The organism is Furfurilactobacillus rossiae DSM 15814 (genome assembly GCF_000428925.1).
Classification (GTDB): domain Bacteria; phylum Bacillota; class Bacilli; order Lactobacillales; family Lactobacillaceae; genus Furfurilactobacillus; species Furfurilactobacillus rossiae.
Genome location: NZ_AUAW01000005.1, coordinates 20,292 through 45,089, shown reverse-complemented (window position 1 = coordinate 45,089; position 24,798 = coordinate 20,292). Strand labels below are relative to the sequence as shown.

The window sequence follows — 24,798 nt, the reverse complement described above, 5'->3', positions numbered from 1 at the left end:
GCATCACAACAAACGCGTTTGAAATGTGCCTAATCAGGATTTTTCTGTTTCAAATTCCATTGTAAATAAGCATCAATAAACGGATCAAGATCGCCATCGAGCACTGCTTGCGCGTTACCCGTTTCATAATCTGTTCGGTGATCCTTCACCATCGTGTAAGGCTGGAAAACGTAAGAGCGAATTTGCGATCCCCAGCCAATCTCAAGTTGGGTGCCTTCCAGTTTTGCCTTTTCCTCGGCCTTCTTTTGCTCCTCACGTTCATACAGCTTGGCCTTCAACATGGACATCGCAGTCGCTTTGTTTTGGAACTGTGACCGCTGCGCCTGTGAGGAAACAACAATCCCCGTTGGAATATGGATCAAACGCACGGCTGACGACGTCTTATTAATGTGCTGACCACCAGCGCCACTTGAACGGAAAACCTCCATCTTGATGTCGTCAGGACTCAGATCAACTTGAACAGAATCATCCAATTCTGGCATAACGTCAACACTAACAAACGAGGTGTGTCGCCGACCAGCGGAATCAAACGGTGAGATTCGTACAAATCGGTGAACGCCTTTTTCACTCCGCAAATAACCATATGCATTTGTGCCACTAATAAGCAACGTTGCGCTGTTTAAGCCGGCAGTGTCACCGGCTTGGTAGTCAACGATGTCAACTTTGAATTGATGTTGTTCAGCCCACCGTGTGTACATCCGCATGAGGTTTTGACCCCAATCTTGCGATTCCGTGCCACCAGCACCAGGATGAATTTCTAAAATGGCATTATTACCGTCGTAAGGCTGGTCCAATAGCTGTGTCAGCCGGTATGACTGTAACTTTTTGGCGGTGTTGGTCATTTCTTCATCTAACTGAGCGGCCATTTCAGGATCATCGTCTTCTTCCAGTAACTCAATCGTCACCGCAAGGTCCTCCACGGCCTGGTCAAGCTCCATAAATGTGTCGTGCTTTGCCTTCAGCGCGTTATTGTCATCAATAACTTGTTGAGCAGCCACGTTATCATCCCAAAAGTGTGGTTCAGCCATTCGTGCCTCGTTTTCAGCAATGCTTTGGTTCAAGGCATCGAGGTCAAAGTGACCCCCTAAAGTTCGTGATTTGTTGTTGCATATCGGCCAAGCGTTGGCGTGCATCTGCTAATTCCATATGCTCACTCCTTATCTTTGTTTAATTAACAATGAAGGACTGTCATACCTGTAAACAAGGTGAGACAGTCCTTCTAAGTGTTTGTACTTATTACCGTTCCATATTTTGACGAATTTCACTCTTCATGAACAGACGGGTTGCATCGTATTCAATATCGGAAATCATTTCTTCAAACATGGTAAACGCATTACTCTGATATTCAATCAACGGGTTCAACTGACCATAACCACGCAACTGAATGGACTGACGTAGTTGATCCAACGTATCAATGTGATCTGTCCAATGAGAGTCCACACAACGCAACACAACCACCTTTTCAAATTCAAGCATTTGACTAGGGTCATAAAGTTGCTTTTGTTTATCCTTGTACACAGTTTCAGCCTGATCCATCAGATACGACTTGATTTCTTCAGCAGACTTGCCTTTTAAATCATCCTCTGAAATCGCATCGTCATTAACCATTGCTGAACGGGCAAAGTCAACAATACTGTCAAGTTCCCACTTCTTTTGGTCACCATTAGTATGCATATCAACAATCCGGTTAACTGTCCGTTGAATCATCGGCATGATTACCCACTTAAGGTCATCCGGTTCGTTGATAACTAACTGCCGTTGCTTATAAATAACTTCACGTTGCTCACGCATAACATCATCATATTGCAGGACATTTTTACGTGAGTCGTAGTTATTCCCTTCAACACGTTTCTGGGCTGATTCGACCTGACGTGTAATGAGTCGACTCTTAATTACCGCATCGTCATCTTCCACGTTCATCCGTTGCAAGATAGCCTTAACTCGATCTGAACCAAACCGTAGCATTAAGTCATCTTCCAATGACAAATAGAATTGTGAAAAACCAGGGTCACCTTGACGACCGGAACGGCCACGAAGCTGATTATCAATCCGTCGTGACTCATGTCGTTCAGTCCCAATAACGGCTAATCCGCCAACTTCTTTAACACCAGGTCCGAGCTTGATATCCGTCCCACGACCAGCCATGTTAGTGGCAATCGTAACGGCACCCTTTTGACCGGCATTCATGATGATTTCGGCCTCACGCGCGTGATTTTTGGCATTCAAAACATTATGAGGAATGCCCAGCTGATCTAATTGATGTGACAAGTATTCAGAGGTTTCAACGGCCACCGTCCCAATTAACATGGGTTGACCCTTTTTGTGAAGTTTAACGATTTCGTTAATAACCGCGTTAAACTTGCTCTTCAAGCTTGGGTACAGTAAATCAGGCTCATCCTTACGAATAACCGGCCGGTTGGTTGGAATTGAAATAACTTCCATGTTGTAAATCTCACGGAATTCTTCCTGTTCCGTCTTGGCTGTCCCAGTCATCCCTGAAAGTTTGTTATACATCCGGAATAAGTTCTGGTACGTGATGTTGGCCATTGTCTTGGTTTCTTCTTGAATGTCCACATGCTCTTTAGCTTCCAGAGCCTGATGCAAACCATCTGAGAAACGACGGCCTTCCATAATTCGACCAGTAAATGAATCCACGATTTGAACTTCACCGTCTTGAACCACATAGTCCTTGTTGTTAAACATGATGTAGTTAGCACGTAAAGCTTGATCCAAATGGTGAGTTAAAGCTGTGTTTTCAGTGTCATAAAGGTTGTCCAAGCCGAAGTATTCTTCTGCTTTACGATTCCCTTCATCCGTTAACGAAACCGTCTTGGATTCCAGGTCAACCTTATAATCACTCTTTTCACGTAGCGTTTTGGCAAACCGATCAGCACGTTCGTACAAATTCGTATTACCAGCTGAACCACCTGAAATAATCAGCGGTGTCCGTGACTCATCGATCAAAATGGAGTCAACTTCATCAATAATGGCGAAGTTCAAGCCACGTTGCACTTGGTCCTCTTTGTAAACAACCATGTTGTCACGCAAATAATCGAACCCAATTTCACCGTTGGTTGAATAGGTAATATCAGCATTGTAGGCTTCCCGCTTTTCTTCAGCTGACTTCTCAGAGCCATTAATCCCAACACTCAGACCAAGCCAGTTATACAGTTCACCCATTTCAGTAGCATCACGCTCTGACAGGTATTCGTTAACCGTAACAACGTGAACACCATCACCGGTCAACGCGTTAAGGTAAACAGGCATGGTCGCCGTCAACGTCTTCCCTTCACCGGTTTTCATTTCAGCAATATCCCCATTATGGAGCACGATGCCCCCCATAATTTGAACGCGGAATGGGAACAAACCTAAAACACGTTTGGCCCCTTCACGTGCTACCGCAAATGCTTCAGGTAATAAGTCATCAAGACTTTCACCCTTTTTGTAGCGTTCTTTAAATTCAGGCGTCTTAGCCTGTAAATCTTCATCACTTAATTTTGCGTATTCATCTTCGTAAGCCATCACCTTATCGGCTGTGTGGCCTAAACGCGTAACTTTCCGGGCATCAGATTCAACCCAGCGTTTTAATACATTTGGCATGTTGTAACTTTATCCTTCCCTAAAAACGCGTTAAACGTTGCAACTAGTGCAGTCTATCAGGTATTCATTCTATCATTTAAGTTTCTCATTGCAAACACATTCAGCTTAAACCAATCAGAAAAAAACCAAACAAAACCCACCGTTGCGGACACTGTCCATAACGGTGGGTAAGGTAAAACAAAATTAAATTATTCGATGATTGTGACGGTACTAGTCGTTTGAACCAGCCTGAAGTAAACCATAGCGACCGTCATTACGACGATAAACAACATTTACTTCATCCGTCTCTGCGTCCTGGTAAATGAAGAAGTCGTGTCCCAACAGATCCATCTGAAGAATTGCTTCTTCATTGTCCATTGGTTTCAACTGCAAACTCTTGGTCCGCACAACATCAAACCGAGTTTCTGGCTGGGTTGGTGTTGCTTCTTCATCTGGACGGAAGTCTAAGCCTTTGTAGCCCTTTTCACGGGACTTCCGGTTAACCTTTGTCTTGTACTTCCGAATTTGACGTTCCAGTCGATCTGACATGGTATCAATACTCTTGTACAAGTCATCAGAAGTTTCCTCTGCCCGTAATGTTAAGTAAGGCAATGGAATGGTGACTTCCGCTTTAGCGGTCTTGTTGGGATAAACGCGCAAGTTTGCATGCGCAATAGCGCTAACATTTGGCTCTAAGTAACGGCCAATTTTAGTCACCTTTTTATCTACGTAGTCCCTGAGTGCATCGGTTACAGAGATGTTTTCTCCACGAGTTTGTACATCTAACATAAAACTTCGCTCCCTTCCGAACTAAGTTCCCGCTATGCGGGGGCTTTTAGATTCACATGTGGACGACGCCATCCAAACATGAATTGATTTCGATAGGACCACTCTATCTCTATCTGTAGTTTCATTATAACCAACCCGCTCCAAACTCTCAACGGATATCCCTCTTAAAGACTGTCATCTTGCTAATGTAAGCCCTATCAGTGAAGTGGCTTCAACCGTTTGCAACGCCTGTGCTGCAAAGTGTAGCGTTCGGCCAGTCGTATAGACATCATCAAAGATTAAAATTTTATTGCCTCGTAATTTTTCTACATAGTTAGGATCAATTACGAACGGTTGAGTACGAGTCATCCGGTCTTTTCGTCCTTGCTTAGATTGCTGCTGTTTGTCGCGCGTAACTACTTTTAAGGCAGGACAAACAACTGGATGATGGCGATTCTCCACAATCAATTGCAATAACTCGGCTGATTGATTAAACCCGCGGTGGTCAAACGTTGTGTCTGACACTGGTACTGGTATCACAACATCCACTTGAGCCGCATCAACAGCCAGTTGTACTGCATGTTGGAAAACCTTTGCCAATCTCAAATCACCATTGAATTTATACTGATGCATGTAATCATGCATGGTCGGAGTGTATTGAAATAAACCACGGTTTTTGATCTTTAATGTATTCGGCATTAAGTGCCAACGTTGGCAATCCTGACAAATCTCCTGATTTGCCTGATTTCGACCACATTGAGGACACGCTTTTGATTCGTTAATGACAGTAAAAGCGGCCTTACAGGTCTCACAAATCGTATCAGCCGTCACTTTTCGCCAACTTAATATCTCACGAATGGTCAAGGTCCTGGGTAACCTCTTTTGACACATCAGGCATGACGCCATTCGGGTAACCGCCTTCCCTTTTGGTTCACAACTTGAATCTGACGGATTGCCCGGCGCAGCGTAAGCGTTGTTTGTTCAATCCAATAAATAACTTTCCCGTCCGGTGCCGCTGCGTTTCTGCCCGCACGACCGGCGATTTGCACTAGCGCTGCCGTGGAAAAAACCGCGTCGTCAGCGCCTAGCACCAACACATCAATGTCCGGAAACGTCACTCCCCGTTCCAAAATGGTGGTCGTTACTAAAAAATCCACTTTCTTTTGACGCATTGCAGCCACCTTCTCAACCCGTTCTCCATCTGCCGCATGAACAGTGACAAACGACGCCTTGGGTGCAAAGCGTCTGATTGCCGCGGCAACATCTGGCAATTGTGCCACATGCGGGACAAAAAGCAAAAAGCGTTTGTGCTGACGCAGGCGGGCTGTAATGGCAACTTGCAGAGCCGTCGGTAAGCGTCCACGACGTAATTTTTCACGCCAGTGCCACGCTCCTCGACACTGGATTTCAGGCAGCAGATGCCCATGAAATCGTAACGGCAAGTAACTCATCGTTAATTGCCGCCTAGTCACGGCGTGCATCAGTTCAGTCCCCGGTGTGGCGGTTAGGTATAGGCAAGCACCATTAGGTTTAATGGCTTGATCAACGGCAAACATTAATTGCTTGTTTTGTGCAAACGGAAAGGCATCAACTTCATCAACCACCAAAATATCAAAAGCATGATAAAATCGAAGCAGTTGATGCGTCGTACACACGGTAAACTGGCAGTATCGATAAGGTTCCGTTTGCTGACCATGGAGCAAAACCATTGACGTATTTGTAAACGCTTGTTGAAAACGTGGAAACAATTCAATACACACGTCTACTCGCGGTGAGGCAACTGCTACCCGATCACCACGTTTGAGCGCATCTGCCAATCCCAAAAACAGCATCTCAGTTTTGCCCGCCCCCGTAACCGCCCATAACAAATGGCGCTTGCGTTTGACGAAGACACTCTGAACATCCTGCGCACAAATTTGTTGTAATCGCGTCAGTGATCCCGCCCACGTCAGTGTGTTCCTTTGTGGCGGAAATGCATTGGGCTCAGGAATTGTCAGTAACGACTGACGACTCGTAATTCGTCCCAGTGCCAGGCAATCTGGACAATAGTAGCCGCCTGCTGGCAATGCCACATGAGCTTTTTCAAGTTGCTGATGGCATCGTTCACAACGAACCCACCGACCGCTGATCGTCATTGCAGGTCGCGACACGATTCGCGGATCTGTTGGTTCAAAAGTCGGCGGCAATTGTGTGACCGTTAATTGACGACCAAATAATTCTTCATTCATCGTTCATCCCCGCTTTTTAAGCATTATCTCGTTCATAACCTTACATACGTATTTTTAAACAGATTTATTTGTTGGAGGACAAAAATGTCAGAATTTCCTTTTCTTTCCCTTGCCACCGCTCACGAAGCTGAACAAACCATTAAAAAATCGCGCTTTATCGGTTATGCTGCGCCAATCACAACCGAAACAGATGCAACAAACATTCTGGATCAAGTCCAAGCCCAACACGCTAAGGCTAATCACGCTGCCTACGCCTACGTGGCCGGTGACCACGATGAATTAACTCGCCAAAGTGACGCTGGTGAACCTGTCGGGACGGCCGGATCACCAATTCTAAATGTCATCCAGCAACAGCATCTGCACAACGTTATTATTGTGGTTACCCGATTCTTCGGCGGAATCAAGCTGGGTGCTGGTGGCCTCATTCGTGCGTATGGCAGTTCCGCCAGTTTGGCTATTCAAGATGCGCCAATCGTGGAGCGAAAAGCTTTAACACGATATGAGATTACTTTGGACTACAAACAGGCTGAACCACTAAATGCTTGGTTGACTGATCGTGTCGACCAAATTGTTGGGACCGACTACGGTGTCGCTGTCACAGTTATAATTCTTGTTGGTGCTGATGATATTCAATTTGCTACTGAACTAACTAGCAAAACGAACGGTCAAGCACAACTCAAGAAAATCAACGAAGAATTCGCAGAAGTTCCTTATGCTGTGTCAAAATAATGCCCGTAAAGCCTTGATCAAAATACATTTAATGACCAAAAACGTTCTCACTTTGCAATCTATGCAGAGTAAGAACGTTTTTAATCTCTAAAAATATACTTTTGAATTCGCTTTTCTAAGCGCCCTTGTGCATGTTGCCATTCACATCACGACTGACATGCATGCTCGTCAGTTGAATGTAGCCAAGCTTTTTAACGAGGTGCTTTTGAATAGCATTGCTCGTCATAAATTTAATAAAGGTCTTTGTGGCGAGGCTAGCCTTACCTTTGGTGTACATGTGTTCATAGGACCAGATCTTCCAGTGATTATCAGCAACATTCGCATCCGTTGGCTTAACGTGGTCGATACTGAGTGCTTGCATGTCCGGCTTAATGTATGAAAAAGCAAGATAACTAATGGCACCAGGTGTCGTTTTAACAATCTTTTGAACAGTCCCATTAGAGTCTTGTTCTTGACTTTGAGCAGCCTGTTGGCCATCGAGCCCGAATTTTTCAAAAGTTGCACGGGTACCTGATCCCTTAGCACGATTAATAATGACAATTTTTTCGTCCTTACCACCAACTGCTTTCCAGTTGTCGATTTTGCCAGTGAAAATATCCTTCAACTGTTGTTTGGTCACGTTCTTCACATTCGTATCAGGATTTACCACCGGTGCCATCCCGACCACGGCCACACGATGGTCGACCATCCCAGCGGTGTTAAGGCCCTTTTGTTCTTCAGCAAACAAATCAGAGTTACCAATGTTAACGGCGCCCTTGGATACCTGACCTAATCCGGCACCGGAACCGCCGCCTTGGACATTAATGGTGACACCTGAATGATCATCCTGAAATGTTTGTCCCGCCTGTTCTACTAGAGGTTGAAGTGCAGTAGATCCAACCGCGACAACCTTGCCAGAAATCTTCTTATCGGCACTCGCAACATTTGTATGCTTAGCTGACTGACAGCCTGCCAAGGTAAATACCAAACTCAATCCCAGGACACTCACTAAAGCTGCTTTTTTCATAATCTAACCCCCACATTTTTTGAGTAACAACCTGCCTTACCCGTTGAACTAAGCATAGCGAATCAACGTAAAAGCCTTATGTTTGTGTTGTATAGGTTGTGTAAAGCTTGCGTAACGAGCCTCGACACATGTGCCAATGAAAAAAGATCCTATTCAAATTTCGAATAAGATCTTCACAAAACAAAATTTAGTTAATTACTGTTTCAAATGGTAGTTATACGTGGAGACAATGATGTTTTCACGCGAATTCAGCACTGAGCGCAAACGTAAACTCGTTTGGTTATGCAGAATGTTTTGCCACGGTCGTTTAGGCACGAACTGTGGTACCAATACCGTAGTACTGTAATTTCGTTCGGCCGCCCGTTTGGCAATAACATCACAGAACCTTAGCACAGGCCCAGAAACAGAACGGTAGGATGAATGAATATCCACAAACCGGACATTCGGGAAGTCACGCTTAAATTCAGTAACCGTCTCACGTTCCTTACCCGGGTTCTGGTCAAACGAAACGTGCATCGCAATGACATAATCTCCGATGGACTCAGCGTAATCAATCGCGCTCTTAGTCACCCGCGTGACGTTTGAAACCAGCACGATGACAGTCGCCCCGTCATAGTGGTGTGGCTTCGTCTCAACGCTAGCTGCAACGCGCAATTGTTCTGCAACAGTCATGTAATGTGAATGAATCTTGTGGAACATCCACATTAACAACGCCATCACGATTGGGTAAGGCCAAACGTTACTAAACCGAGTAACAAACAGGAAGATGGCAATGGCAGCTGAGATAAAGGCACCAACAAAGTTGATAAATGCTTTCCCTTGCCAGAAACCTTCACGCTCACGCCGCCAATGAATAATCATCCCTGATTGTGATAGGGCAAACGGCACGAACACACCAACCGCATACAGTGGAATCAATAGCGTTGTTTGCGCATGGAAAATCACAATTAGTGCAATGGCACCCGCTGCTAACGTGATAATCCCGTTTGAATAACCCAACCGATCACCGCGGTCCATGTAAGCATGGGGCAAGTTTTTATCCTTAGCCAAGTTAAAGGCTAAGATTGGGAAGGCGGAAAAACCAGTATTGGCCGCAACCGCCAAAATCATGGCCGTGGACGTTTGGAACAGGTAATACAGTAACCCATGACCGAAGACAGTAACGCCAATCTGAGATAACACCGTTTGAGTCGCCATTGGCTTAATCCCCAACCAGTAGTTGATGAACGTGATGCCGCCAAAGAAGAACGCCAAAATTGTAGCCATGATAGCCAGTGTTCCAGCAGCATTCTTTGTTTTCGGTTTCTTGAAATTTGGCACCGCATTACTGATGGCTTCAACACCAGTTAACGATGATGACCCAGAACTAAAGGCCTTGATGAACAGTAATACCGTCATCCCTTTAACCGGCGCCCCCACAGCAGCCGTAGCGTGATAAACAATGCGACCTGTAGCAATATTAAAAATCCCCACAGAGATCATTAACAGAATCATCACGACGAAGAAATACACCGGCACGGTCAGGAAATTTGCTGACTCGCTCATCCCACGCAGATTGAGCGCCATAACAAACAACACAATTACAATGGAAATCCCAACTTGATGATTGTACAAGGCTGGAATTGCCGACGTAATCGCTTCAGTCCCTGACGTCACAGAAACTGCCACGGTTAGCATATAGTCAACCAGTAATGACCCACCAGCAACTAATCCAGCCGGACGACCCCAGTTTTTAGTGGCAACCACGTACGCCCCACCACCAGAAGGATAGGCATGAATAATCTGTTGATACGATAACGTAATCGCCAACAGTAAGATGAGCACAATCCCTGCAATTGGCAGGGAGAACCAGATTGCTGCAGCGGATAATGTTACCAACACCGTGGTAATCTGTTCAGTCCCATACGCCACTGAGGAAAGTGCATCTGATGAAAGCAAGGCCAATGCCTTAAATTTAGTCAGCGATTGTCCGCCTTCATCTAAAGTTTTTAGCGGCTTACCAATTAATAGTCGCTTCAAATAGCGCCACATATTGAAACTCCTTTTAAATGGACAGCTAATGGCAGAACACCGCTAGCTGTCACTCATTATATCGGCTATTTTATAAAAATAGACTTATCATTTATTTAAACGGTCAGCCAATTAACTCAATTGGTTGGCTAAAAACGGCAAAAAAGCCACAACTTGCTTGCGGCTTTCAAGCTCAATCATCTTACACCAGATTGACACAAACACCAAGCTCATATGAAAGTTTGATGAGCAAACGGATAAATGGTTTTCAACCCAACGCACGCAACACATTATAACCACTTTGATGACTGATTCAAGTCAACCGGGTCGTGTCTTTCAAAACTTTTCTAAGTGGAGTTTTCATCAACAAATTAGCAGTATAATAAACATAAATTTTCAGTTCAACTTTAAGGAAAACCTCATGAAAATAACAATTCGTAACGTTAGACCATCTGATCTGAGTAACATTGTGGCATTCGCCGCGGCAGATCGTGATGATCAATTCAAATACTTTGCAAATAATAATCCCGACTTCACCTTTGTAGCCGTTGATGAAAACGATCATCCCCTTGGTTTTATCACGAGTTGGAAAAACCAAGTGCATCCTCATCACCAAAACATCCGCATTGTGTTGAGTCCACGGTCAATTCCCGCCGACGAGGTTCTTTCTGGTCTAGTATCCAGAGAACAAGCACGGCTTGATGAATTAAGCATTACGTTACCGTTAATTGTCATGTATTGGGAACCTCAAACACGAAAAACTGCCTATTTTGAAAAACAGGGATATCACATCTTCCGTAAAACATGGATGCCTGATTTGTTGCTCGATAAAGTTCCATTAGCAGATACTGCACTCCCTGATAACGTGACCACGTTACGTGAGGTCTGGCAACGACCGACGATGAAGCGCAGTGCACTCACTTTATTGCGCGAACAGTATGAGCGGGTTCACCAAGACAATCCCGCTGCTCACCTAAGCATTGAAAATTGGGCTCGAAACGTGGATGGTGAACTGCCCTATCTTGACTGGTCATTGGCAACACTTGTTGATGGTGAATTTAAAGCCTTGAGTTTCGTTTTTCCTGGTGATGCTGAATCATCCTTGGATGTTGGTTGGCTCACGGATGTCGATGACGATGCACACCATGTTATCGACCTTCTGAAGATTCAACTCCAATTGTTCAAACGAACCCAACTCGTTTCGATTTTTGGAGAATTGGATTCAACCGATCCCGTCGCTATGAAGGTCAAACAATCTTTCTCATGGGAACCAGCGCCGGCTTGGATCAGTTTAATCAAATAGCATCTCAACGATGCAATCGTCGCTGCAATATTTAGTATTACAGTTGATGCTATTTACGTTTGTTTATCGATCTCAACATGCAACTTTTAAATGTGCGAATCACTTGCTAAGGTTAGTGAAGTCAGCCAAAGACAGAGTTTCGTGATAATAATTCTTAGTAGTGATATTTATGCACTTAGAATTGTAGGACGAGCTTGGAAACGTGCACTTCGGTTCCAAGTCGAGGTTAAAGACACGCGGCGTTTGCGGGGCTGAGACCGGTCCCATGAAACGGCGTCTTTGGCTGACGCAACGCTAGTGCAACAGCAGTCATCGTTAATATTTGCTGCAAAACAAAAAGTCAGAATCTACGGAAGTATCGCGTAGGTTCTGACTTTTAAGTTTGCTGTTAACAATCAGCATTGATGTTCAATTAAGCTACATCATACCGCCCATTTGAGCAGCTTGTGCAGCGGCAGCAGCATCGCCACCACCATTATCTTGCTTTGGTTCTTCAGCAACAACGGCTTCAGTCGTCAACAATAATGATGAAACAGAGGCAGCGTTTTGCAAAGCAGAACGGGTAACTTTGGTTGGGTCAACGATTCCGGCATCAACCATGTCAACCCATTCGTCAGTTGCAGCATTGTAACCAATACCTGGCTTTTGTGACTTCAACTTTTCAACGATAACGGAACCTTCACGGCCTGCGTTTTCGGCGATTTGACGAACAGGTTCTTCAAGGGCACGACGAACGATGTTAACACCCGTTTGGACGTCTCCTTCTTCTTTCAGGTCGGCCACAGCACCGATAGCATTAACCAATGCAGTACCACCACCAGATACAAACCCTTCTTCAACAGCGGCACGCGTTGCGTTCAAGGCATCTTCAATCCGGTAACGGCGTTCTTTCAATTCGGTTTCAGTAGCAGCACCGACGTTAATCCGTGCAACACCGCCTGATAACTTAGCCAAACGTTCTTGCAACTTTTCCTTGTCGAAGTCAGAAGTTGTTGCTTCTAATTCAGACTTGATGTTTGCAACACGTTCGTCAACAGCAGCCTTGTCGCCAGCACCTTCAACAATGGTTGTGTTGTCCTTAGTGATCGTGATCTTACCAGCTTGACCCAACTGATCAACAGTTATGTCCTTCAGGTTCAGACCAAGGTCATCAGTGATAACAGTACCACCTGTCAAAGCAGCAATATCTTCAAGTTGTGCCTTACGACGGTCACCAAAACCAGGTGCCTTAACAGCAACAACATTGAATGTCCCACGCATCTTGTTCAAAACAAGCGTTGGTAAAGCTTCACCAGTAATATCATCAGCAATGATAAGTAATGCACGGCCTTGTTCAACAACAGATTGCAACAATGGCAAAATGTCTTGAATGTTGGCAATCTTCTTATCTGTAATCAAGATATAAGGGTTGTCCAAGTCAGCTTCCATCTTGTCATTGTCAGTAACCATGTATTGACTCATGTATCCACGGTCAAACTGCATCCCTTCAACGACATCAGAAGTTGTTTCAATTCCCTTGGATTCTTCAATGGTAATAACACCATCGTTACCAACCTTTTCCATAGCGTCAGCAATTAACTTACCAACTTCTGGATCAGCGGCTGAAATTGACGCAATTTGTGCAATGTCAGACTTAGTCTTAACATCGTGGCTCATCTTGTGCAAAGCATCGACAGCGGCAGACGTTGCTTTTTCAATCCCAGTCCGGATACCAACAGGGTTAGCACCAGCGGTAACGTTCTTCATCCCTTCGTTAACGATGGATTGGGTTAAAACAGTAGCAGTCGTTGTACCATCACCAGCGATGTCGTTGGTCTTGGAAGCAACTTCAGCAACTAGCTTAGCACCCATATTTTCAAAGTGGTCTGACAATTCAACCGCTTTGGCAATTGTGACACCATCGTTAGTGATGGTAGGTGAACCATAACTTTGTTCCAAAACAACGTTGCGACCTTTAGGTCCAAGGGTCGTTTTAACTGTGTTTGCTAATTTATCAACACCGGCAAGCATTGCGCTGCGGGCATCTTCAGAAAACTTTAAATCTTTAGCCATTGTGAATTTCCACCTCAACTGTAATTTATTGTGATTTTCTTTTATCGTTCAAACGCACTGTAAACTTTAACTAGTCCACAACTGCGACAATGTCTTTTTCATGGAGAACGAGGTAATCATTGCCCTCGTACGATACTGCTGTGCCGGCGTACTTATCAAACATAACGGTGTCGCCTTCCTTAACAGATGGTGCAACCTTTGTACCATTGTCTAAGACGCGGCCTTCGCCAACTGAGATAACCTTCCCAGTGGTTGGCTTTTCTTGAGCGTTGCTGGCAAGCACAATGCCGCCAACAGTTTGTTCTTCTTCTTCAGCAGCCTGTAAAATAACGCGATCTCCTAATGGTTTTAACACGTTAATCCCTCCAATAATTTCGTTGAAATTGAATGCTTTTAGCACTCTTACACGTTAAGTGCTAACAACATGCTCTATAATAACCATGCCCGTTTATGAATGCAAGTGTTTTGGTCAAACTTAGTCAAAAAGTTTGTCAGCTGTCTTAGAAACCGCATCACAAAAGGCGTTTGGAGAATCAGTCAAACCATTTTTGTCTGACTAACACCCAAACGCCTATTCAAGAAGCAATAATTCAGTTTTCTAATTAATCCTGAGACTTTTCGTTCCCGCCTAACAACTCACCATAATTATCAATAAAATAAATTAAGGTTTGAAGCTCATTGGTCAAATCAACATTTTGAACCCGAATGGTATCAGGAACTGACAACCGTCGTGGCGTAAAGTTCAAGATTCCGCGTACATCGGCCTTTGCCAGTTCATCAGTGACCTCTTGCGCCGTGTTTTCTGGCACCGTAATAATTGCAATGGCGATCTGTTGATCACGCAATTGTTTACCCATTTCTGACAACGGATAAATCGGGACACCACTTTGAACCGTGTTGACGATATTGTCATTAACATCAAACGCAGCACTGATTCGAACATTACTGTTTTGATGAAAATTAAAGTTGAGCAACGCATGCCCAAGATTACCAACCCCGACCAATGCGACATTAGTCAATTGATCCTGATTGAGAATCTTTTTAAAGAATTCGATCAGTTTAGGCACATCGTACCCATAACCACGTTTGCCCAATGCGCCAAAGTAAGAGAAATCACGGCGAATCGTCGCTGAATCGACTTTAACAGCCTCAGACAGCTCAGTGGACGAAACGCGCGTTTTATCCGCATCCAGTAAAATATTTAAGTAACGGTAATAAATCGGCAGCCTTTTTGCTGTCGCGCGTGGAATTCGTTGTTCAGCCACAGCGGTTCACTCCTTTTAATCCTACATTTGTTTGTGAAAATAAACTATACGTAAATTATAGCATAAGGACGGTTATTGTGAAGCATATTTCATACCAGTCTTCGGGCATTTCACAAACTGGTAAGGGCATTTCGTAAAATGCCGGGGTAAAACTAGCAACTACAAAAGCTTTTATACCTGTTTCAAAAAAGGTAAAACAGGCGGTCTTGTTAGCTTAATCACAACGACGAAAATATCATTCTTCACAATCTGTGGTGCTTCTGACCATTTCAAATGTGTGTTTTCTGCTCACTGCCAGCTCAACATAGTGTCGCCGCACCGAACATGCTAAAATAGTGTTTAACTAATTCAAATGAAGGAGTACGCATATGTTAGTTCTTCAGGTTCAACAGGTCGCCCGCCGTTTTGGTGCGGACACACTGTTTGAACATGTTTCCATGACAATTGAAGACCACGGCCGCGTGGGGCTGGTTGGTCGAAATGGCGCTGGCAAGTCCACCTTGCTTAAGATTATCGCTGGTATTAATGATCCCGACGAAGGTACGATATCGGTTGCTAAGGGCATGACTATCGGATATTTGCCACAAGATGCCGGACTCGATTCAGACAACACTGTGTGGGATGAAATGCTGACGGTTTTTGCCACCCAGCAGCAACAAGAACGACAACTGCGCGAATTGGAACAGCAAATTGCCGATCCCACTGCTGATCATCAAAGTGACGCTTACAAACGTTTGCTAAATGCTTACGACCAAACGCAACACGATTTTGAGGCAAACAACGGTTACGGCTACCAAGCCTCAATTCGCGGCGTTTTACACGCTTTTCACTTTGATGAATCCACTTTTCAACGCAATGTCATGAGCTTTTCGGGTGGTCAAAAAACACAACTTGCACTCGCAAAGTACTTGCTACAACAGCCCGATTTACTCATTTTGGATGAACCTACTAACCACCTGGATATTGAAACATTATCATGGTTGGAAGACTACTTGAAAGGTTATCCTGGTGCTGTCTTGATTGTTTCACATGATCGTTACTTTCTCGATCACGTGGTGCAGGATGTGTTTGACATGAATCAGCACACCCTGACCCACTACCACGGCAATTACTCCGCCTACTTAACGCAAAAGGCCGAACGAATCAAAACCGAACAACGGGCGTTTGAAAAACAACAAACACAAATCAATGCGCTTGAGGATTTCGTCAATCGCAACATTGTTCGCGCCTCCACCACTAAACGGGCTCAGTCACGGCGCAAGCAATTGGAGAAAATGGACCGTTTGGAAGCGCCTAAAGATGATGATCAATCCATCCGGATTCGTTTCACACCTGATAGCGAAAGTGGCAAGGAAGTCCTCAATGTCGACAACGTCAGCATTGGCTATGAGTCCGATCATCCACTGGCAACTAACGTAAACTTTCACGTTGTCAAACAACATGTTGTGGGCATTATCGGACCAAACGGGGTTGGCAAATCAACCCTCCTAAAATCAATTCTTCATCAGCTCCCCTTGTTGGCGGGCACGGTTAAGATTGGTGGCAGTGTTACGATTGGCTACTATGATCAGGAACAGGCTGTGCTTCATGATGAGAAAACCGTTTTAAACGAAGTATGGGACGAGCATCCGACTATGCCTGAACGGGATGTGCGCACCCTACTCGGCTGTTTTCTCTTTACTGGTGATGACGTTGCTAAGCCCGTTCATAATTTAAGCGGCGGCGAACGTGCCCGTTTGTCACTAACTAAATTGTCGCTTGATCATGACAACTTTTTAATTCTTGATGAACCGACTAACCATTTAGATATCGATTCACGAGAAGTACTGGAAGAAGCGCTTAACAATTTCATGGGAACCGTTTTATTCGTTTCTCATGACCGTTATTTCATCAACCAAGTCGCCACAGAAATCGTTGAATTGTCTGCCTCAGGTACACAGTGGTTTGAAGGCGATTACGATGATTATCAGGCCGAACTCGCTAAGCGGTCAGCGTCTGCTGATGTCGAGCATCATGAGACTGAATCTAATGGCTCAGCAACTGCCAGTGTATCAAATTATGCCGCTAATAAAGCTGAACAACGCGAGCAAAGAAAGTTGCAACGCGCGGTTGATGAGTTGGAAGCACAAATTGACGATCTTGACCAACAAAGCCAGACAATTACTGAGGCGATGCAGGCGCCTGAAAATGCCAGTGACATCGGCAAGTTAACGGACCTGCAACATCAGTTGGACAATCTAGATGCTCAAAGTGACAGCCTGTCAGAAAAGTGGGCAGCGGCTGGTGAGGCGTTGGAAGCCTATAATAATGATCACCACCTACAGTGACTTTAAATATGCAATTGAAAACGGGATCACATCTAACCGGCCATTCGCCGCATTGATGTGATCCCGTTTTCAGCTGTAACTATATTTTCATTTTATGCTTCAACGCCAGTTAACCAAGGAAATTCCAAGCTCGGATCTGCATTGAGACTCATATCAGCACGATCGCCTTTAGCATAAGCAATATGCGCGGCGGCACCAATCATTGCCGCATTATCGCCACACAATGCCAGTGGGGCAGCGACAAGCTTCGTTTGTGGTGCAAAACGCGTCATCTTAGTCTTCAAGGCGTCACGAAGACCATGATTTGCAGCAACACCGCCGGCCAACACCAGCTGTTTAACTTGGTACCGCTCAAGAGCAGATAATACCTTAGTGACTAGAACGTCCACCACGCTAGCTTGAAAACTTGCAGCTAAATCTGCACGATCTAACTGTTCACCACGCTGGTCCGCATTATGCACCGTGTTAATAAACGCACTCTTAAGGCCACTGAAGCTAAAATCGTAGTTTGCTTCGTGGATCATCGCCCGTGGAAAATTAAACGTATCGTGGCCTTCGTGCGCTAGCCGATCAATTTCCTTACCAGCAGGATATGGAATTCCTAGCACGCGACCAACTTTATCAAAGGCTTCGCCTGCGGCATCATCACGAGTATCTCCAATAATTTCGAACTCCCCAGCTGCCTTCATCAGCACAATCTGCGTGTGACCGCCAGACACTAATAACCCGAGCGATGGAAACGTCAAGGGTTCAACGTAACGGGCCGCGTAAATGTGACCCGCCATATGGTTAACGGGCACTAACGGTAAATGATGTGCGAAGGCAAACGTCTTAGCAGCAGTCACACCAATTAGTAACGATCCGACTAAACCTGGTCCGTAGGTAACGGCAACAGCCGTTAATTCTTCAGGCGTTACATCTGCTTCTGTCAAAGCCTTGCGAATGCCAATGGTAATTTCCTCGATATGATGGCGACTGGCCACTTCCGGCACGACACCACCAAATCGTTGGTGACTCTTAATCTGCGTTGCGACAAAGTTACTTAAAATGTGCTCGCCATTTTCTACAACAGCAACACTCGTTTCATCACAACTTGTTTCAAAGGCTAAAATCAATTCCCGTGCTTCTGTCACTGTTTTCTCCTTTTTGGCTCGGACCTTCCCGAGCTTCGGCATCACTCTTCTAAACGTGCACCTGTCGCCCAGAAGTCTGCGCATAACCCGGAAGGCGTTTCATTCGGAAAACCACCGAATGCCACGCCTTCCACGTTATTGCTCAACTTCTCCCAAGGCTTCGGCATCACTCTATCTTTTTTTGCATAATCCAGGCATCTTCGACGGGACGGTCGTAATAGTCAGGACGGCGCATCAGTTTATGAAAGTCGAGGCTCTCATACAAGCCCAACGCAGCCTCGTTATGAACCCGAACTTCTAAGGTCACCACTGTTCCCGCTTCATATCGTTTCAACCAAGTCGTCAATAATTGCTTACCAAGACCATGACCTTGCCATGATCCTACGATACCCAAATTAGTTAGTTCCAATTGATCGATGACCTTGGTTCCGCTAAGAAAGCCCACAGGCTGGCCCGCTACTCGAATTAACCAGTATACACTGGTCGGTGCCTGCATATTCTCTTCAATCACTGGTTCAGACCACGGCGCACCAGTTGGATACGCTTCCTCACCTAATGCTTCAATCAAAGCAGCTCCACGTTGCGGACTTGACGGATGAAACGGTTCACAGATAACTTGTTTATCCATTATTGGTCTCACTTGTTGTGGCCTTGATTAAAGGAACCATCATATCAACGGCATCTTCATGATCGCCGAAATAATAGCCTCGTTTAATTCCCGTTTGACGGAAACCAAGCTTATGATACAAATTTTGCGCCCGCTTATTACTGATCCGAACCTCCAAGGTAACCTGGCGCATCCCCATATGTCGCGCCTTTCGAATCAAGGCACGCATTAAGAATTCGCCAAGCCCATCACCCTGCCAATCTGGTAATACGGCAATATTTGTGATATGCGCATCCTTCCGCTGGATATCAAACGAACACCCAGCAAAGGCAATCAACTGATCATTCTTACGAATTACCAAGTATAGCCGATCCTGTTTTCGTTTAAGCTCGTTTGCAAACGCTTGTGCATCCCAAGGTGTCTTGCCATCATAAACTGCTCGTTCAACACCCACAATTTCCGGAACATCTGGAAATTGTGCCCGTCCCAAAAAGTACTGAGTATCGCGAATCATCAACCGATGATTCTTGATGTCCAGATCTTCAGCCTGCTGTTGCCGAACCTCACTGGCAAAGTGACGCCGGTACCATTTTTGAAATGCCTGCTTATACTTCTTCAACATAATTTTTGTGGTCTTCTCCTGGATGAGCTGCTGCCCACTGAGCTTCAGCAGGCGACAGACGTAAATATTGGGGCACGAAAGAGTCAATATCATCAATAGCTTTAAGTGGTGCACCTAATTGCCCGAGCACACCAGCATCAGGTAAATTAGCATTGCCTTCAGTAAACGTAGCTGGAACATCAAGTGCATCTGCTAAAGCATTGTGATAACGCGTCAACTCACCAATTAACGTTACAGGATGACCAGCTGCATTCAATTGCGAGGTCCAATCCGGGATGTTAGTGTGTTGATCTGCGATAACAGGGACGGGTTGGCCATCTTTAATTTGATACAAACCAGCATACAGTTGCGTGTTGCGTGCATCAAAAATAGGACTGACAAACGTTCCTTCCGTTTGAACACTGCCTGCCAACACAGCTAAACTTGACACCCCAACCAACTGAATGTGCAGCGTAGCCGCCAGTGTCTTCGCTGTTGTCACAGCAATCCGTAACCCAGTATAAGAACCAGGACCCTGGGCAACAACTACGCGGTCTAAGTCCTCCGGTTGCCACTGCTGGTCTGCCATCAATTCAGTAATGGTCGGCATCAGTTGGACACTGTGATCCAATTGCGTAGCGGTTGTTTTTTTAGCAATAACTTTTTGATCAACCAATAGTGCAACACTCATTGGCTGGTTTGATGTATCTAGCGCGAGAACCTTCATGTAAATCCTGACTTTCCGTTCAGTGTTCTATAGACAGCAATAATATTAACACATCTAACATGGGCGCGTGAACTTCCCGATATGTCACAATCTTTCCACAAACAACAGCTTGTTACCTGTGCTTCTCTTAATATGCCTAAAACTAAGGACAAATGACGCACAGCCTATGTGTTTCTACGTGCTTAGTCACATTACTATTTTTTTAGTTGACCACGAAAAAAACTTCGTTGCACAAACGAAGTTTTTTAACGTAAATCAATTTAACAATAAATCAAAGCAGACTAACGATCTTCATAACCGTTTGGATGACTCTGTGTCCAAGCCCAGGCAGTCTTAATAATGTCATGAACATCATCATATTGCGGCTTCCATCCAAGGATATTACGAGCATCTTCCGATTCAGCAACTAGTGAATCAGGATCTCCGGGGCGCCGTGGTGCGATTTTAGCTGGAATTTCTTTTCCAGTCACTTCGCGGGCTGCTTCAACCATTTGTTTAACAGAAAAACCAGTAGATGAGCCCAAGTTAAACGCACGACTCTCATTTCCTTCATCCAGGTATTTCAATGCCAAAATATGAGCATCAGCTAAGTCCAGAATATGAACATAGTCACGTACATTAGTACCATCTGGCGTATCGTAATCGTCACCGTACATATCAATATGATCACGTTCACCAAGTGCCGTTTGCAAAATAATTGGAATTAAATGTGTTTCTGGGTGGTGATCTTCACCGATGGAACCATCAGCCTTAGCACCAGCCGCATTAAAGTAACGAAGTGCAACCCATTTAATGCCGTAAGCAACGTCACACCAATGAATCATGTGTTCCATGATCAGCTTACTTTCACCATAAGGGTTAATTGGCTTTTTCTGATCATCTTCATGAATCGGAATCCGTTCAGGAACACCATATGTAGCAGCAGTCGATGAGAAGATCATCCGTTTGCAACCCTGCTCATGCATCACTTCCAACAACGTAATCATGCCATAAACATTGTTGTCAAAGTACTTTAATGGGTCTTTCATGGACTCTGGCACAATGGAAAATGCGTCCATGTGGATAACACCATCAATGTTTTCTTTTTCGAAAACGTTGGTCAGAAACTCACGGTCACGGGTATCGCCTTGATAAAAGCGCGCCTTTTCATTAATAGCAGCGCGATGACCAGTAGATAAATTATCTACAACAACCACGTCGTAACCTTTTTCAATTAAACGATCCACCATGTGTGAACCGACGTAACCGGCACCACCGGCAACTAAAATTGACATTTTATTTTCCTCCAAATCGTTAACATCGGTACTATCATAGCATAACCTGATTAACCACAACAGCACTGGTCAGCACAGATGCATTAATCCACCGTTGTTGCGGATAATGGCCGCCATGTCAGCGTTGCTTCAGCATATCGCTCATCATTGCCCATAATATGGTGATGGGTAGTCGCCGTACCATCTTCATTATTAACCGGCGCAGTCACTTCACTCTTCACCACGTGTCCATAACGAACTTCATTTTCAAAGCGAATCGCCAGATGGCACAATTCGTGATGAATCAAAAATTCTTCATCTAAGGCATCCATCATCCAATCAAAATAATGTGAGTTGTTTACATGATGATTTGAATCTAAGTCAAAATAACGCACTCGATACGTCTTGGTTGCCGCGACATCTGACTCTTCAAAACTAGCCGGTCGTGATAAGCGAGGAATCCGTTTGACCACCTCAGAATGGTAAGGGGCCACAGCATCATCTGGGATGGCCACCATTTTACGAGCTGTCAGATCCATCACCACACAGATTGTATCTACATGAACCAGCTCGTTGCCCTGATCATCTTCTAAAAAGAATTGGCGATAGGCAAAATAACGATTATTAGAGGTCGCTTCAGTTACCAAACGTACCTTTTCGTGATCGCGAGGCAACCGCTTAATATCTATTTCGTACTGGGCAATGACCCAACCGTAGCCCTTTGAAAGCATATAATCCGTGCCAACGCCAAAGCTATCAGCTTGGTCATATGAAGTTAACACCAGCATGTTGATTAACATGCCTAACGTTACCTTACCCGTTAAATCTGTTTCGTAATACTGAATTTTATGTTCTTCATCATACCGGTTCTGTTGCGTCATTTAATTTTCCTCGTTCAAGTGATGGTAAATTGCATAAACCTCTTGCTTGCGTAACTGACGGGCTTTGGCGACAGCTTTAATTGCATCATTAGGCTTCTCACCTCTAGCAATCAACGTCTTAACGTGCTCTTCAACCGGCTGACTCAACAGTGGATCCTGCTCTTCAACGGGCGGATTAGTGTTGCCACCAATTAGAATGACAAACTCACCGCGCGGCGGGTTTGTGGCTAACCAATCTAAAACTTCGCTAGCAGTCCCACGAATAAACTCTTCAAACTTTTTAGTTAATTCGCGGCAAAGCACCAATTGTCGGTCCGGACCGACCGCGTTTGCGATCGCAGTTACCGTCTTCACTAATCGGTGCGGTGCCTCGTATACAATCACGGTTTCCGGATGTTTAGCCAGCTCAGCCAGCTCAGTCTTTTGTTCTTTTGTCTTGCGGTCTAAAAAGCCGTAAAAATAAAACGGTTGTGGTGCTAAACCGCTCGCAATTAGTGCTGTTAGGCCAGCATTAGCTCCTGGTAGTGGCACTACTGGCAATTGGGCAGCCACAGCAGCAGCAACTAATTCTGTGCCTGGGTCGCTGATTGATGGCATCCCCGCGTCGCTCACCTGGGCTATATTTACACCAGCGCGAAGTTTATCCAGTAATTCCGGAATTCGCTCTTGCGTATTGTGCTCATGAAAACTAATTTGTTTTGTCTCAATATCAAAGTTGTTTAATAATTTCTGCGTGTTGCGCGTGTCCTCAGCCGCAATCAAGTCGACCTGTTTTAGCGTTGCAACCGCCCGGTACGTCATGTCCTGCAAATTACCAATCGGTGTTGGTACTAAAAACAGCGTACCGGATTCATGTGGCGCAAAGCTGCGCTGACTTGTTGCTACCATGACTGTGTCCACTCCTAACTTGCTTTAATCGTTCGATCCCGTTCTCCGTAAATGACGTCTAAACAAAATGCACAGGAGTCATTTTCTTCTCTACGTTGACCATAAAACTCACGGCAAACGTGAAAACCGGTCTCGTACAATCGTTCTAAATTCTGTAGTGATTTAGACAATCGTTGCTGTGCTTCTGTCGTATCCGTATCGGTACCGAGCAGTTCACGTAAATGCTGGTTTTCGACAGTTAATTCAGCATTCTCTTCTGACAATGCCGTAACCTGCTTTTTTAATGCGGCCAACTGATCCAAAATTCCTGTCGTCTGATCTTGCAAGTGCTCAAAATCGTCGAGCATTGTTTGTCGTTTATCCACGATTACACCTCCATCAGTGTCATCATTGCATCGTTTCAAAACTGGCAATCATCATTTAGAAAGAACGTTAAATGCCTTCAACGTCAATGATTCGGCCACATTTTGAAAACTAACGTTGCGTTCGAGCAACTGCTTTGATTGTAACCCTAAATCTGTAACGTCGACGAGTTGCTTTTTAGAATAACGCGTCGTTAATTCCTGTAAATCCTTGCGATGGCTCGGAAAACTCATGACAAATTTTTCCTGATCAATATTTTCTAATAGCATGTCTCGAAATCCAGCCAAAATAATGTCCAAGACAATTCGCTGATGTGGACGATCCCTTGCCAAGGGTACAAGTGTCGTTCCCACCGTGACAAACGCACTCATGTCAGGCTTCAGCAGCTGACTCTCCCACTGCCACACAGCAGCTGCGGTTTGACCCAGCCAGTCATCGACTAACCACTCAGCCGCTTGATCAGGGCTATTAGTCAGCCGGCTGGTCAATGCTAATAGGTGCTTTCCGACGCCGGCTGATTCGAGTTGAGACTGAAGTTCATTGACCGCTAATGGTTGCATCTCCATCTCCTGAGTCCGTGAAATGACAGTCGGTAAAAGCAAATTGGGATTGGTCGTCAGCAACAAGGCAGTAATGTTCCCACTAGGTTCTTCAAGGAACTTTAGCAAGCTGTTGGCTGCGCTGGCAGTCATTGTTTCAGCTCCGGCAATGATGAAAACTTTTTTATTACCTTCCATCCCACTTTTGGAAAACTCAGATTTCAGCAAACGAACTTGATCAACTTTAATCGAGTTACCTTCTGGTTCAACAATCAATACATCTGGGTGCTCACGTTGACTGATTCGCTGACATTCCTCACATTTGCCACAAGGCTGACCATCTTGCAGGTTAATACAAAAAAGGCGCATCGCAATCCACATTGCGAGCTCCTCCTTGCCACTGCCGTTTGGTCCGGCAAATAAGTACGCATGGGCCAGTTCATTTTTTTTAATTACATTTTTAAAATGCTGAACCAGCACAGGTTGGCGCTGTTCAGCAATTGTTAAAACATCATTATTTGTTGGCATATTTCCTCGTT

General features: G+C 44.9%; 22 protein-coding genes. 3 read left to right on the top strand and 19 right to left on the bottom strand.

What is annotated here, in order from left to right; genetic code table 11:
* Positions 1-29: 29 nt before the first annotated feature.
* The 5 genes from prfB to G400_RS0103770 all read right to left on the bottom strand — a co-directional run bounded on the left by prfB (position 30) and on the right by G400_RS0103770 (position 6,575).
* Positions 30-1,146 (bottom strand): peptide chain release factor 2 gene (gene prfB, locus G400_RS0103790; protein WP_152323459.1). Its coding sequence is split into 2 segments (ribosomal slippage): positions 30-1,073 and positions 1,075-1,146, totalling 1,116 coding nucleotides; the frame shifts between segments, so codons are not numbered across the junction.
* A gap of 90 nt (positions 1,147-1,236) precedes the next feature.
* The gene (secA, locus tag G400_RS0103785; protein WP_017262150.1) at positions 1,237-3,600 is read right to left on the bottom strand and encodes a preprotein translocase subunit SecA; all 2,364 of its coding nucleotides are present in this window, start codon (positions 3,598-3,600) and stop codon (positions 1,237-1,239) included.
* Positions 3,601-3,810: 210 nt separating this feature from the next.
* A complete protein-coding gene (gene hpf, locus G400_RS0103780; protein WP_017262149.1) occupies positions 3,811-4,368 on the bottom strand; it encodes a ribosome hibernation-promoting factor, HPF/YfiA family in 558 nt (185 codons plus the stop codon).
* 174 nt (positions 4,369-4,542) lie between these two features.
* The gene (locus G400_RS0103775) at positions 4,543-5,046 is read right to left on the bottom strand and encodes a ComF family protein (RefSeq protein ID WP_162129502.1); all 504 of its coding nucleotides are present in this window, start codon (positions 5,044-5,046) and stop codon (positions 4,543-4,545) included.
* Positions 5,047-5,237: 191 nt separating this feature from the next.
* Positions 5,238-6,575, bottom strand: a complete 1,338-nt coding sequence (locus tag G400_RS0103770; RefSeq protein WP_017262147.1) for a DEAD/DEAH box helicase — start codon at positions 6,573-6,575, stop codon at positions 5,238-5,240.
* Between the two features lie 84 nt (positions 6,576-6,659).
* Between G400_RS0103770 and G400_RS0103765 the strand changes: the two genes are divergently transcribed.
* Entirely contained in the window at positions 6,660-7,304 is a 645-nt protein-coding gene (locus tag G400_RS0103765; RefSeq protein WP_017262146.1) for a YigZ family protein, read from the top strand.
* A gap of 115 nt (positions 7,305-7,419) precedes the next feature.
* Here G400_RS0103765 and G400_RS0103760 read toward each other — a convergent pair whose 3' ends face one another.
* Entirely contained in the window at positions 7,420-8,310 is an 891-nt protein-coding gene (locus tag G400_RS0103760; protein WP_017262145.1) for a phosphate ABC transporter substrate-binding protein PstS family protein, read from the bottom strand.
* Positions 8,311-8,505: 195 nt separating this feature from the next.
* Positions 8,506-10,341 carry an APC family permease gene (locus tag G400_RS0103755; RefSeq protein WP_017262144.1) on the bottom strand — a complete coding sequence of 612 codons (1,836 nt, stop codon included), beginning with the start codon at positions 10,339-10,341 and terminating at the stop codon, positions 8,506-8,508.
* A 400-nt stretch (positions 10,342-10,741) separates the two neighbouring features.
* Between G400_RS0103755 and G400_RS0103750 the strand changes: the two genes are divergently transcribed.
* Positions 10,742-11,623, top strand: coding sequence for a hypothetical protein (locus G400_RS0103750; protein ID WP_017262143.1), 882 nt, complete (start codon positions 10,742-10,744; stop codon positions 11,621-11,623).
* A gap of 417 nt (positions 11,624-12,040) precedes the next feature.
* Here G400_RS0103750 and groL read toward each other — a convergent pair whose 3' ends face one another.
* The 3 genes from groL to G400_RS0103735 form a co-directional block, all read right to left on the bottom strand.
* A complete protein-coding gene (groL, locus tag G400_RS0103745) occupies positions 12,041-13,675 on the bottom strand; it encodes a chaperonin GroEL (protein ID WP_017262142.1) in 1,635 nt (544 codons plus the stop codon).
* Between the two features lie 70 nt (positions 13,676-13,745).
* Positions 13,746-14,030 carry a co-chaperone GroES gene (groES, locus tag G400_RS0103740; RefSeq protein ID WP_017262141.1) on the bottom strand — a complete coding sequence of 95 codons (285 nt, stop codon included), beginning with the start codon at positions 14,028-14,030 and terminating at the stop codon, positions 13,746-13,748.
* A 247-nt stretch (positions 14,031-14,277) separates the two neighbouring features.
* Positions 14,278-14,940 (bottom strand): redox-sensing transcriptional repressor Rex, encoded by a 663-nt coding sequence (locus G400_RS0103735; RefSeq protein ID WP_017262140.1) that lies wholly within the window; start codon positions 14,938-14,940, stop codon positions 14,278-14,280.
* 368 nt (positions 14,941-15,308) lie between these two features.
* On the opposite strand from G400_RS0103735, the gene G400_RS0103730 reads away from it, so the two are divergent.
* Entirely contained in the window at positions 15,309-17,267 is a 1,959-nt protein-coding gene (locus G400_RS0103730; RefSeq protein WP_017262139.1) for an ABC-F family ATP-binding cassette domain-containing protein, read from the top strand.
* Between the two features lie 92 nt (positions 17,268-17,359).
* Here G400_RS0103730 and tsaD read toward each other — a convergent pair whose 3' ends face one another.
* From tsaD to holB, 9 genes are all read right to left on the bottom strand, one after another.
* Entirely contained in the window at positions 17,360-18,442 is a 1,083-nt protein-coding gene (gene tsaD, locus G400_RS0103725) for a tRNA (adenosine(37)-N6)-threonylcarbamoyltransferase complex transferase subunit TsaD (protein ID WP_042655422.1), read from the bottom strand.
* Positions 18,443-18,566: 124 nt separating this feature from the next.
* On the bottom strand, positions 18,567-19,028 hold the full coding sequence (gene rimI / locus G400_RS14385) for a ribosomal protein S18-alanine N-acetyltransferase (protein WP_017262136.1): 462 nt from the start codon (positions 19,026-19,028) through the stop codon (positions 18,567-18,569).
* Complete coding sequence (rimI, locus tag G400_RS0103710) at positions 19,021-19,629, bottom strand: ribosomal protein S18-alanine N-acetyltransferase (protein ID WP_017262135.1); 609 nt, start codon at positions 19,627-19,629, stop codon at positions 19,021-19,023. The genes rimI (G400_RS14385) and rimI (G400_RS0103710) overlap by 8 nt, the downstream gene beginning before the upstream one ends.
* A complete protein-coding gene (gene tsaB, locus G400_RS0103705) occupies positions 19,613-20,335 on the bottom strand; it encodes a tRNA (adenosine(37)-N6)-threonylcarbamoyltransferase complex dimerization subunit type 1 TsaB (protein ID WP_017262134.1) in 723 nt (240 codons plus the stop codon). The genes rimI (G400_RS0103710) and tsaB overlap by 17 nt, the downstream gene beginning before the upstream one ends.
* 281 nt (positions 20,336-20,616) lie before the next feature.
* Positions 20,617-21,609, bottom strand: coding sequence for a UDP-glucose 4-epimerase GalE (gene galE, locus G400_RS0103700; RefSeq protein WP_017262133.1), 993 nt, complete (start codon positions 21,607-21,609; stop codon positions 20,617-20,619).
* An 83-nt stretch (positions 21,610-21,692) separates the two neighbouring features.
* Positions 21,693-22,469 (bottom strand): acyl-[acyl-carrier-protein] thioesterase, encoded by a 777-nt coding sequence (locus tag G400_RS0103695; RefSeq protein WP_017262132.1) that lies wholly within the window; start codon positions 22,467-22,469, stop codon positions 21,693-21,695.
* Positions 22,470-23,357 carry a 16S rRNA (cytidine(1402)-2'-O)-methyltransferase gene (gene rsmI / locus G400_RS0103690; RefSeq protein WP_017262131.1) on the bottom strand — a complete coding sequence of 296 codons (888 nt, stop codon included), beginning with the start codon at positions 23,355-23,357 and terminating at the stop codon, positions 22,470-22,472.
* 14 nt (positions 23,358-23,371) lie between these two features.
* Positions 23,372-23,722, bottom strand: a complete 351-nt coding sequence (locus G400_RS0103685) for a DNA replication initiation control protein YabA (RefSeq protein ID WP_017262130.1) — start codon at positions 23,720-23,722, stop codon at positions 23,372-23,374.
* 51 nt (positions 23,723-23,773) lie between these two features.
* The gene (holB, locus tag G400_RS0103680; RefSeq protein WP_017262129.1) at positions 23,774-24,787 is read right to left on the bottom strand and encodes a DNA polymerase III subunit delta'; all 1,014 of its coding nucleotides are present in this window, start codon (positions 24,785-24,787) and stop codon (positions 23,774-23,776) included.
* Positions 24,788-24,798: the final 11 nt, after the last annotated feature.

Bases quoted from the DNA above. Each gene is read 5' to 3' on its own strand.
- secA (WP_017262150.1), bottom strand. From the start codon at position 3,600: ATGCCAAATGTATTAAAACGCTGGGTTGAATCTGATGCCCGGAAAGTT.
- G400_RS0103775 (WP_162129502.1), bottom strand. From the start codon at position 5,046: ATGCCGAATACATTAAAGATCAAAAACCGTGGTTTATTTCAATACACT.
- G400_RS0103750 (WP_017262143.1), top strand. From the start codon at position 10,742: ATGAAAATAACAATTCGTAACGTTAGACCATCTGATCTGAGTAACATT.
- rimI (WP_017262136.1), bottom strand. From the start codon at position 19,028: ATGGATAAACAAGTTATCTGTGAACCGTTTCATCCGTCAAGTCCGCAA.
- G400_RS0103765 (WP_017262146.1), top strand. From the start codon at position 6,660: ATGTCAGAATTTCCTTTTCTTTCCCTTGCCACCGCTCACGAAGCTGAA.
- rimI (WP_017262135.1), bottom strand. From the start codon at position 19,629: ATGTTGAAGAAGTATAAGCAGGCATTTCAAAAATGGTACCGGCGTCAC.
- holB (WP_017262129.1), bottom strand. From the start codon at position 24,787: ATGCCAACAAATAATGATGTTTTAACAATTGCTGAACAGCGCCAACCT.
- G400_RS0103760 (WP_017262145.1), bottom strand. From the start codon at position 8,310: ATGAAAAAAGCAGCTTTAGTGAGTGTCCTGGGATTGAGTTTGGTATTT.
- groL (WP_017262142.1), bottom strand. From the start codon at position 13,675: ATGGCTAAAGATTTAAAGTTTTCTGAAGATGCCCGCAGCGCAATGCTT.
- G400_RS0103695 (WP_017262132.1), bottom strand. From the start codon at position 22,469: ATGACGCAACAGAACCGGTATGATGAAGAACATAAAATTCAGTATTAC.
- hpf (WP_017262149.1), bottom strand. From the start codon at position 4,368: ATGTTAGATGTACAAACTCGTGGAGAAAACATCTCTGTAACCGATGCA.
- G400_RS0103730 (WP_017262139.1), top strand. From the start codon at position 15,309: ATGTTAGTTCTTCAGGTTCAACAGGTCGCCCGCCGTTTTGGTGCGGAC.
- G400_RS0103755 (WP_017262144.1), bottom strand. From the start codon at position 10,341: ATGTGGCGCTATTTGAAGCGACTATTAATTGGTAAGCCGCTAAAAACT.
- rsmI (WP_017262131.1), bottom strand. From the start codon at position 23,357: ATGGTAGCAACAAGTCAGCGCAGCTTTGCGCCACATGAATCCGGTACG.
- tsaB (WP_017262134.1), bottom strand. From the start codon at position 20,335: ATGAAGGTTCTCGCGCTAGATACATCAAACCAGCCAATGAGTGTTGCA.
- galE (WP_017262133.1), bottom strand. From the start codon at position 21,609: ATGTCAATTTTAGTTGCCGGTGGTGCCGGTTACGTCGGTTCACACATG.
- G400_RS0103770 (WP_017262147.1), bottom strand. From the start codon at position 6,575: ATGAATGAAGAATTATTTGGTCGTCAATTAACGGTCACACAATTGCCG.
- tsaD (WP_042655422.1), bottom strand. From the start codon at position 18,442: ATGCCGAAGCTCGGGAAGGTCCGAGCCAAAAAGGAGAAAACAGTGACA.